The sequence below is a fragment of the Pedobacter sp. 01N416 genome (genome assembly GCF_056399685.1).
Window position 1 is genome coordinate 1 of record NZ_JBFTRT010000107.1, and the last position, 10,793, is coordinate 10,793.

The following is a 10,793-nucleotide window of genomic DNA, read 5'->3' on the forward strand; positions in this document are numbered from 1 at the left end:
CCATTTCTCCTATCCTTTTTTTGCTTCTGCGAGTGTAAAAACAGCTGTAGATGTGTTGGAAGAATGGCGGGGTATGTTAATGCATGACCCTTATTTCGATATGGATATCTGGCGTTCTAAACTCGATGCAGCTAATAAACAGGCTAATATTAATATTGCYGAATGCCACGATATTATTAAAAAACTAAGTTATAAAGCCTTCGAAGCCGAAACCAAGGTTTTAATTATGTGGCTGCCCGAATATTTGGATAAAGCCGGAAATGCGCTGCTTAAATTAATTGAAGAGCCACCCGCAAATACTTTATTTATTTTAATTGCACAAAGCCAGGATCAGATTTTAACCACCATTTTATCCAGAACGCAAATTGTGAAAATCCCAAAACTTTCGTCAGAAGAGGTAACCGGATATTTATTGAATGCGAGGGGATTAAGCGAGCACCAGGCTATTGATTACTCATTTTTGGCCGATGGAAATTTAWTTGAGGCAAAAGCACTGGCTGCCGATACGCAAAGTGATAGTTCGGGTACATTTACTGCTTGGTTGAGGATGGGTTTTGGCAACAAAGTTCCCGATCTGATCGAATTTACCGACGAGGCAGCGAAGTGGGGAAGAGAAAACCAGAAGAATTTTTTAAAATATGGCGTAAATTATTTACGCGAATGCTGTTTAATTTTAAGTGGTGCTGAAGAATTGGTGAAATTACCCCCCCTAACCTTCGAAACGGCTAAAAAACTCAGTACACACGTACTCACCTTGCCTATGGCAGAGGCTATAATAGGCGAACTGGAAAAGGCACATTACCACATTGAAAGAAACGCAAACCCGAAAATTCTGTTTTTAGATGTATCTTTACAATTGGTAAAAATTATCAAGTTTAAAACGCTCCCCGCGGGGACTCAATATATATATAATTAATATGGGATGTGGAAGTTGTTCAACAGGTGGTGGTTGCACCCCTAATGGATGCAAAAGTAATGGCTCATGCGGCACCGGTGGTTGCCAAACAATGGAAGTTCACGATTGGCTATCTAATTTGGATATGCCTTCTAATTATAAACCTTTTCAGGTTACAGAAATCAAATTTAAAGGCTCACGCAAAGAGTTTTTCCTTAATAATGATAACATTTATCTCGAAATTGGAGAACTTGTTGCCGTTGAAGGACCAACTGGTGGTTTTGATGTGGGGCACGTTTCGCTTACGGGCGAACTGGTAAGGATCCAGATGAAACGCCGTAAAACGGCGCTCGATCAGGTAACCAAAAAAATCTACCGTAAGGCTACAGAAGCTGATGTAGAAAAATGGAATGCCGCTAAAGGGATGGAGTGGGAAACTATGCACAAAGCCCGTAAACTAGCCTTGGATCTTCGTTTACAGATGAAAATCAGTGATGTAGATTATCAGGCCGACAAAACCAAAGCCACTTTCTTTTATACAGCAGATGGACGTGTGGATTTCCGTGAGCTCATTAAAAAAATGGCAGAGAGTTTCCGTATCAGGATTGAAATGCGCCAGATTGGGATGCGTCAGGAAGCTGGCCGTTTAGGCGGAATTGGCTCCTGCGGTAGAGAATTATGTTGCTCAACCTGGTTAACCAATTTCAAAACCGTATCTACTGCTGCGGCGCGTTATCAAAATTTATCACTAAATACTTTAAAGCTTGCAGGGCAATGCGGTAAATTAAAATGCTGTTTAAATTATGAGCTAGATACCTATTTGGATGCTTTAAAAGATATTCCCGATAGAATTGAAAACCTTGATACTGAGGCTGGTTACGCCCGTCACCAAAAAACCGACATTTTCAAAAAAATCATGTGGTTCAGTTACCAGGGTGATGAAAACTGGATTCCTGTTAAAGCTGCGCGCGTAAAAGAGATCATGGCAATGAACAAGGCGGGCAAAAAAGCGCCTAACTTAAAAGAAGAGGCCGTTCAGATTGCTGCGCCGGTTGTAGTAGAAAAACCTTTCGATTATGAAAATGTAGTTGGTCAGGATAGTTTAACCCGTTTAGATGAACGCTCGAGGGGTAAAAACAACCAGAACAAAAACAATAATCAGAAAAACAGCCGCAACAACAACCAAAATAAAAGAGAAAGAATTCCTATCGGAGAGAAAAATGCAGGCCCTAATAATAGAACTCAGCAACCTCAACAGGGCGCGCAGAAAGCTCAACAAGGCGGCAAACAACAGCCTAATGGACCAAAGCCACAACAGGCAGTACCTAAACCACAGCATGTAAACGGGCCAAAACCTCAAAACAATAAGCCGAAACAACAGCAGCCACAAGCGCAAAAGCCTGTAGTAAAAGCTGAAGGAAATGTGGCGGCCGAGGGTGTTAAGCCAGAGCAGAGCAAAAATAAAAACAGAAATAACCGTAGGAAAAACAATAACCGCCGAAACAATAATAATGGCTCAGAAAATAAACCTGCTGCTGAATAAAAAGCAAATAATTTTGCTTGGCTTTTTATTCATTACTTCGCTATTTGTTAGCTGTACACGCAGCGTAATTGATAGTAATGTAGAAATTGCCAACCGCAGGTGGACCTACCGTAACCATATTTCGACACTGTTTGAGGTTAAGGATAATACTAAGGCCTACAACATTTATTTTAAGCTTAGACATACCGCCGATTATAAATATGCCAATATTTTTATCCTTGCCCATTTTAAAGATGGCAAAAAGATGATAACGCGGCGTTATCAATACAAACTCGCCAAAAATGATGGCGAATGGTTGGGCAGTGGTTCTGGGAATGTATTTAGTTATACCCTGCCGATGTTAACTAACTATCATTTTCCCCGAAATGGTAAGTTTGAGATCGAAATCGAGCAGAATATGCGCGATAATCCACTTTTAGAGGTAAGTGATGCTGGTTTATTGGTTGAAGAGGCAAAATAAGTTTTGTTTTGACTTAGCATTTTATTGATTATTTAACCCATTGTCATTGTTTATTTGTATTTGAGTGTATTTTTCGGAATTTTATTTGGAAAAGTTAGCTTTCTCACTACATATTTGTAATAAAATTGTTATTATTGTTTATAAACCTATGAACTATGATACGAATTTTACTCAAAAACATCCTACCCCTTCTCCTCATTTTAATTTCTCCTCAATTATTTGCCCAAGGCTTAAAGGGTAAGGTAACCGATTCTGCAGGCTTAGCTATTCCAGGTGCTACAGTTCAGGTAGTTGGCTCAAAAATTGGAACATCATCTGATGGAAATGGGCTCTATGCCTTAAAATTTCCTTCGCCCGGGGCTTATAAAGTGAGGATTTCTTTTACAGGCTACCAAACGGCCGAAGTAGCTGTTCAGATCGATAATGCCGTAAAAACGATGGATTTTGCATTGCAGGATGCGAAAGAACTGTTAAGTGATGTAGTTGTGGTTGGATCAAGGTCAACGCCAAGAACGAACATCGAAAGTGTGGTTCCTGTTGATCTGATTTCTACAAAAGACGTTAAAGTATTTGCGCAGGCAGATTTAACGCAGATTCTAAACTTTGTAGCGCCATCTTTTAGCTCTAACCGGCAAACCGTTGCTGATGGAACCGATCACATTGATCCTGCATCTTTACGCGGTTTAGGACCAGATCAGGTTTTGGTGCTGGTAAACGGAAAACGTAGGCATACTACAGCATTGGTAAACATTAACGGTACTTTCGGGCGTGGCTCTGTCGGAACCGATTTAAACTCCATCCCGGTTTCGGCAATAGAACGCATTGAGGTGCTACGTGATGGTGCTGCGGCGCAGTACGGTTCGGATGCCATTGCAGGAGTAATCAACATTGTGTTAAAAAAGGTAACACCGTATAGTTTTTCTACCTCTTTCGGTCAGTCTTCATCAAGTGCTTTAGGGCGCGATTTTAGCGATGGCAGAACCTTTCAGGTTGATTTTAGCAAAGGATGGGCATTTAAAAATGATAAAGGTTTCATCAATTTTGCAGCACAATACCTCCAAAGAGGCTATACGAACAGGGGTGGCCTAGACACCCGTCCGTTATTATATTCTGCGAGCCCAACTAAAGGTTCAACAGAAACCGAAGCTGATTTTCAAGCCCGTTTTGCAAGCTTAAAGGCTGCTGATGATGCAAGGGCAAGAGCAAACGGCTTGGATAGAAACAACATGCGCGTGGGTAACTCCGATTCGAAAAATGGAGGAGGTTTTTTAAACGGACAGTTTAATTTTGGTAAAACCACTCAATTGTACTATGCAGCTGGCTTTACCCATAAAACAGGTAGCGCCGCGGGGTTTTATCGCCTGCCAACACAAACAACACAGATTGATTTATCCATCTATCCTAATGGATTTTTGCCTTTCATCGATACCAAGATTAATGATTATTCATTCTCAGCCGGATTGAGGGGTAAAATAGGCGCTTGGGATTACGACCTAAGTAATACAAGTGGAGAAAATACCATTGAGTTTAATATTGACAACACGGTAAATGCCTCATTACCAACAGGCACTAGTCCTACTTCGTTTTATGCAGGAGAATTGTTGTTCAGACAAAACACCAGTAATCTTGATTTAAGCAAAAAGCACACTTTTGACGGTGGATTTTTAACTTCATTAAATACGGCATTTGGTGCTGAATTCAGGATAGATAATTACCAGATCAAAGAAGGTGAGCTTTTGTCGTATTCAAATGGTGGAAGATTAATCGGAACATCCCCTACAGCATCAGGTGCGCAGGTATTCCCAGGCTTTAAACCGAGCAACGCATTGGATAAATCGAGGCACAATGTTGGTGCTTATGCCGATCTTGAAGCCGAGTTTGGGCCCCGGGTAACTTTAGGGGCTGCTGGCCGTTACGAAAATTACAGTGATTTTGGTTCTAACTTCTCGTATAAATTTACAGGTAAGGTTAAACTTTTTGGTGATATTTCGCTGCGTGGAGCTTATTCCACAGGATTTAGGGCACCATCTTTACACCAACAATATTTTAATAATGAGAGTACACAGTTTGTAGGCACCAATGCAACGCAGGTTTTAACTGTAAATAATGCAAATCCTATTGTGGCCCAATTTGGTGTAGGCGCATTAAAACCTGAAATTTCTAAATCGGGAAGTTTAGGCTTAGCAGGCAGAATTGCCAAAACTTTTACTTTTACCATAGATGCTTATAATATCGATATCAGCGACCGGATTGTTTTCTCCAGCCAGTATGCCCGCGAACGTGCTGGTGGTGTTTTAGTGCCAACCGGCGTGGTGAATCAGATTTTAAATACGGTAGATCCAGCGGCACAAATTAACAGTGTACAGTTTTTTACCAACGCCATTACCACCAATACCGCAGGTATCGATGTTGTTTTAACCAATAAGTTCAATTTGGGCGCAAAAAGCAGCTTAATTTTAAGTGTTGCTGGTAACGTTAACAAAACCGTGGTGAGAAGTATTCAGGGTTCTGATAAAATTGAAAGTGATCCTACATTAAAGGCTAAACTTTTCGATCGTTTAGAACGCTCCCGTTTCGAAAGTTCTGTGCCTAAAAACAAACTGAATATCACCGCAACTTATAATGTAAATAAACTATCGTTTGTGGCAAGAACAGTTCGTTTTGGCGAGGTTACCTATTTAAATGCTATCGATCCCAATGTTGCTGCCAACGGCTTACCTACGCAATTGGATCAGACTTTTGCGCCTAAATGGATAACAGATTTCTCGGTAAGTTATGCCGCAAATAAAACCTGGTCGGTTACCGTTGGGGCCAATAATATTTTTGATGTTTACCCTGATAAATTATATATCGATCCGCGTAATAATGAAAATAATTTGAGCGGAAACGCTGCGGGCAATTATTCAGGGGGATTAGACAATACCTCGAATGGTAGGTTTTTGTACTCAAGAGCTGTTAGCCAGTTTGGTTTTAGCGGTAGGTATGTGTATGGCAAAATTGCCTGTACATTTTAAAGAAATTTAAAAAAGAAAAGCGTCCAGATTTTAAATCGGGGCACTTTTTTGGTTTTACGCCTCTAAGGTAATGCCATTCCCTTAGGGAGAAATAATAAAACGTTGTCATCCTGAGCCTGTCGAAGGACAAATGTTTTATTTATTTCGAAAATTAAGAGGTCTTCGACAAGCTCAAACTGACAGCAGAATGTTTAAGTTACCGATACTGCTCTTCGTGGATTTGAAACTACAGATATTGTAACAAACTCTCCAGTTTCATTCCTCTTGATCCTTTTAACAATACCAAATGATCCTGAACCGGGTTTTCCTGTAAATATGCGGCTGCTTCGGCCGGACTTTCGAAAAATGTGCCCTTAAACTTGTCTTTAAATGAATAGAAATCCTTCCCGATAAAAATTAGCTGATCTAAGCCGCTTTCATTAGCCTGTTTCGCAATGAGTTCATGCTGGCCATAAGATTCTGGTCCAAGCTCAAACATACCACCCAAAATAGCAGTCTTTTTATCGGCCGATAATACTACAATATTTTTCAGTGCAGCGGTCATGCTGCTTGGGTTTGCATTATAAAAATCGCAGATTACCGTATTCTTTTCTGTTTTGGTTAACTGAGAACGGTTATTTTTTGGCTGATAATTAGATAAACCGGAATTGATTTCATCCGGAGTCATATCAAAGAAATCGCCAATACAGATTGCAGCAAGAATGTTTTCGAAATTATAACTACCTGTTAAATTGGTTTTAACAGAAGAAGAAACCTCATGGTTGGTCCAATCTACCTCAATAAAAGGGTCGCTGCTTTTTAATTTACCTTTAATGGTATTGCCGTTTTCTGTTCCATAATAAATCAGTTTGTTTAAACCTGCGGCAGTGCTCATTTCAAGCAAGTATGGATTGTCTCTATTGATAAAAGTATAACCATGKGTTTCTTTTAAATAGGCATAAAGTTCTGCTTTGCCCTTTTTTACCCCTTCAAATCCGCCGAATCCATCTAAATGTGCCATGCCAACATTGGTAATAATGCCATGTGTGGGCTGAGCAATGGTACAAAGTAGCTCTATTTCCTTCTGATGGTTTGCTCCCATTTCGATTACCGCGATCTGCACCTCACCGGTGATGGACAAGATAGATAGCGGAACACCAATGTGATTGTTTAAATTGCCGAATGTGGCAAAGGTTTTGTATCGTTCTGCTAAAACAGCATTTACCAATTCTTTGCTGGTTGTTTTGCCATTACTGCCCGTTAAACCGATTACCGGGATATTTAATTGTTTGCGGTGATAACGTGCCAGATCCTGCAAAGTGCTTAATACATTTTCAACCAATAGGCATTGACTGTTTTTGGCATACTTTTCTTCATCTACAACTGCATAAGCTGCGCCTTTTTCAATAGCTTGAGCAGCAAATTCGTTGGCATTAAAAAGATCTCCCTTAAGCGCAAAAAAGATACAACCAGGGCTAATGTTTCTTGTATCGGTAGAAATAACAGGGTTTTCTTGGTAGTAATCGTATAATCTTTCGGTTGTAATCATGCCTATGGTAAAAAATATGATGTAAAATTAAGCTTTCGCATTAACAAAAAACAAAATTAGTACATTAGGTAAAATTATTTTAACATGAAGAGACTGTTGACGTTCTGCCTAATCTCCCTTACTTCTATTTTATTTGTACATGCTCAGGTAAAATCTCCCGACGACTTTTTAGGATACGAGCTGGGTTCGCACTTTACCCCGCACCATAAAGTGACCGATTATTTTAGACAAACCGCTGCGGCTTCTGCTAAAAACATGAAACTGATAGAATACGGTAAAACCAATGAAGGCAGACCTTTAATGGTGGCAGTTGTTTCTTCACTAGAAAACATAACCAAACTCGAACAGATTAGGAATAACAATTTAGCTTTGGCAACTGGTACCAATAATAGTGTGGATTTAACAAATCAGCCTGCCATACTTTGGTTAAGTTATAATGTGCATGGTAATGAGGCAAACTCAACCGAAACTTCAATGAAGATGCTTTATACCTTAGTTTCGGGTGTTAATAAACCTGCAACAGAATGGTTAAAAAATACAGTTGTGGTGATTGACCCTTGTTTAAACCCCGATGGAAGAGACCGTTATGTGAATTATTTTAATAGTGTGGTGGGTAAAACACCCAATGCTGATCCGTTATCAAGAGAACACATAGAGCCATGGCCAGGCGGCAGACCAAACCATTATTATTTTGATCTAAACCGCGATTGGGCCTGGCAAACCCAGGTTGAAAGCGTGCAAAGGTTAGCGCTGTATAACCAATGGATGCCACAGGTACATGTCGATTTTCACGAGCAAAGTTATAATGAACCTTATTATTTTGCACCGGCAGCAGAACCGGTTCACCAGGACATTACGCCCTGGCAAAAAAGTTTCCAGGTAGTGGTAGGTAAAAACAACGCCAGGTATTTTGATGCGGAAGGTTGGCAGTACTTCACCAAAGAGCGTTTTGATTTACTATATCCATCTTATGGCGATACTTATCCCTTATACAATGGATCAATAGGCATGACCTATGAGCAGGGTGGAATCAGGGCCGGATTATCTGTGGTGACTAACGATGGCGATACGTTAACCTTAAAAGACCGCATCGCACATCACTTTACAACAGGAATGTCTACCCTTGAAGTAACTTCCTTAAATCATCAGAAGTTATTAGCGGAGTATAAAAAATATTTCCAGCAGGAATTAGCCAATAGCCCTGGTGTTTATAAAAGTTATATCATAAAAGCGACTAATTTGTCACGCTTAAAAAAACTGGCTGAACTGCTAACCAAAAACAAAATCGAATTTGCTTTTGGTGGTGATAAAATGGGAAGAGGTTATGATTACGATACCCAAAAGGAGGAAAGTTTTAGCATCGCCCGTAACGATTTAATTGTTAATATTCAGCAGCCAAGGGCCGTTTTGGCGAACGTTTTATTAGAGCCCCAAACTCTTGTAACCGACTCTAATACTTATGATATTACTGCATGGGCCCTACCTTATGTATACGGATTAAAAGGTTATGCCAGTAAAGAAAGTATTAAAGGGAAATATTCAGCAATTGAAGAGGCAAAGGTAATCAGTAATGAACTTGAGAAGCCCCTGGCCTGGTTATTTAGCTGGGGAACAGGCGAAGATGTTCAGGTTTTAACTGCGCTGCAAAAAGAAAATATAAAAGTTAGACAGGCCGATCAGCCATTTGTGGTAAACGGTAAGGACTATCCTGCCGGAACCTTAATTGTGTTGAGGGCAGAAAACGAAAGACTGATCAAAGGGATGAAAGATAAGGTTACATCGATCGCCAAAATCTTAAACAGGCCAATTCAGGCAGTTAGCAGTGGTTTTGTAGAGAAGGGGAAGGATTTTGGCTCTAATGTTTATCCATTGTTAAAACAGCCTAAAATTGCCATTGTATCTGGCATGGAGGTTTCTTCTCTTGCGTTTGGCGAAGTTTGGTTTTTTCTTGAGCATGATCTAAATCTTTCACCAAGTATTATTAATGTCAAGGACCTGAATAACCTGGATATTAATAAGGTAAACACCTTAATCTTGCCGGATGGAGGTTATAGCGCTTTTATTGGTGATGGTTTAACCGCATGGATAAATAAAGGAGGAAAATTGATTTTGATGGAAGATGCTATAGAAAGTGTATTCGAGAAAAAAGGATTTGATATTAAAAAGAAGGAAGCGGTTGTAAAAAAAGATGAAAAGCCAGAGGCAAACAAACTCCTTTTCAGGGATAAGGACAGAGATGATTTCGAAACGACCATACCCGGTGCAATTTACCGGATCAATCTCGATGCTAGTCACCCTTTTTCTTATGGCCTGGGTAAAACCTACTACAGTTTAAAAACAGACCGTAAAATTTATGAGCCCTTTGTTAAGGGGTGGAATGTGGGTTTAATTAACGAAAAAAGTTTAATGGCCGGTGTAGTGGGTAAAAAAGCAAGGGAAGAGCTTAAAACCGGGCTTTTAATCGGCGTACAAGATTTTGGGCGGGGCAAAGTAGTTTATTTGGCTAACGACCCGCTGTTTAGAAACTTCTGGGAGGGTGGAAAAACCCTATTTGAGAATATAATTTTTTGTGGATATTAACAACCGTACTTGAAAACAGGCGCTGATTACTAGATTTTTAGTTAAAAGTTTAATTAGCATAAAAAAGTTACGCCTGTGAAATGGGCCTCAGGGGGCATTTAAGATGCCATTAGTTAAAAATAGTTAAAATAAATTTGCTTCAGGAGTTAACTAACTCTAATTTAGCATAAATTTTAATACATTAACTAACCTATTTCTACTATGAAAAAACTTCTACAGAGTTTGTTCATCCTCATGTTTTTTACGGTAAACGTAATGGCACAGGATCGAACAATCACAGGAACAGTTACGTCTTTAGAAGACAAACTACCAATTCCTGGAGTAAGCGTAAAAATTCAGGGGGCTGCTGGTGGCACCTCTACCGATTCGAATGGGAAATTCTCCATTAGAGTTTCATCAGATGCTAAAACAATAGAATTCTCTTCTATTGGATTTACATCTCAAACCAAGCCGATCGGAAGCTCAAACGTAATTAATGCTGTTCTAACTACTGATTCTAAAGCATTAGGCGAGGTTGTAGTAACTGCTTTGGGCGTTAACAAGGCCACAAAAACTTTGGGTTATTCTCAAAGTACCTTAAAATCGGCAGAGGTGAATGCATCTGCACCAGCAAGTTTATTTGGCGGTTTGCAGGGTAAAGTTGCAGGGGTAAATATTTCCAACACATCTGGTGCGCCAGGTGGATCAACTAAGGTTATTTTAAGAGGTTATTCTTCCATAACGGGAAGTAACCAGCCTTTATATGTTGTTGATGGAGTTCCGTTGGATAATTC

7 protein-coding genes are annotated in these 10,793 nt (G+C 39.8%); 6 read left to right on the forward strand and 1 reads right to left on the reverse strand.

The genetic code is table 11. The annotated features are described in order from the left end of the window. The 4 genes from AC1DND_RS08135 to AC1DND_RS08150 all read left to right on the forward strand — a co-directional run. On the forward strand, positions 1–916 hold a 916-nt coding region (locus AC1DND_RS08135), incomplete at its 5' end, for a DNA polymerase III subunit (RefSeq protein ID WP_477580641.1). Between the two features lies 1 nt (position 917). After that, positions 918–2,438, forward strand: coding sequence for a PSP1 domain-containing protein (locus AC1DND_RS08140; RefSeq protein WP_477580642.1), 1,521 nt, complete (start codon positions 918–920; stop codon positions 2,436–2,438). Further along, entirely contained in the window at positions 2,407–2,898 is a 492-nt protein-coding gene (locus tag AC1DND_RS08145) for a gliding motility lipoprotein GldH (protein ID WP_477580644.1), read from the forward strand. The genes AC1DND_RS08140 and AC1DND_RS08145 overlap by 32 nt, the downstream gene beginning before the upstream one ends. A gap of 155 nt (positions 2,899–3,053) precedes the next feature. Next, positions 3,054–5,912 carry a TonB-dependent receptor gene (locus AC1DND_RS08150; RefSeq protein WP_477580646.1) on the forward strand — a complete coding sequence of 953 codons (2,859 nt, stop codon included), beginning with the start codon at positions 3,054–3,056 and terminating at the stop codon, positions 5,910–5,912. Positions 5,913–6,138: 226 nt separating this feature from the next. On the opposite strand, the gene AC1DND_RS08155 is transcribed toward AC1DND_RS08150, so the two are convergent. Continuing rightward, positions 6,139–7,440: a UDP-N-acetylmuramoyl-tripeptide--D-alanyl-D-alanine ligase gene (locus AC1DND_RS08155; RefSeq protein ID WP_477580648.1), complete on the reverse strand. Its 1,302-nt coding sequence runs from the start codon at positions 7,438–7,440 to the stop codon at positions 6,139–6,141. A gap of 84 nt (positions 7,441–7,524) precedes the next feature. On the opposite strand from AC1DND_RS08155, the gene AC1DND_RS08160 reads away from it, so the two are divergent. Next, on the forward strand, positions 7,525–10,020 hold the full coding sequence (locus tag AC1DND_RS08160; protein WP_477580649.1) for a M14 family metallopeptidase: 2,496 nt from the start codon (positions 7,525–7,527) through the stop codon (positions 10,018–10,020). Between the two features lie 201 nt (positions 10,021–10,221). Further along, the coding region (locus AC1DND_RS08165) for a carboxypeptidase-like regulatory domain-containing protein (protein WP_477580651.1) at positions 10,222–10,793 on the forward strand (572 nt) is incomplete at its 3' end.

Coding starts and splice junctions, on each gene's coding strand:
- AC1DND_RS08140 (WP_477580642.1), top strand. CDS start 918: ATGGGATGTGGAAGTTGTTCAACAGGTGGTGGTTGCACCCCTAATGGA.
- AC1DND_RS08160 (WP_477580649.1), top strand. CDS start 7,525: ATGAAGAGACTGTTGACGTTCTGCCTAATCTCCCTTACTTCTATTTTA.
- AC1DND_RS08150 (WP_477580646.1), top strand. CDS start 3,054: ATGATACGAATTTTACTCAAAAACATCCTACCCCTTCTCCTCATTTTA.
- AC1DND_RS08145 (WP_477580644.1), top strand. CDS start 2,407: ATGGCTCAGAAAATAAACCTGCTGCTGAATAAAAAGCAAATAATTTTG.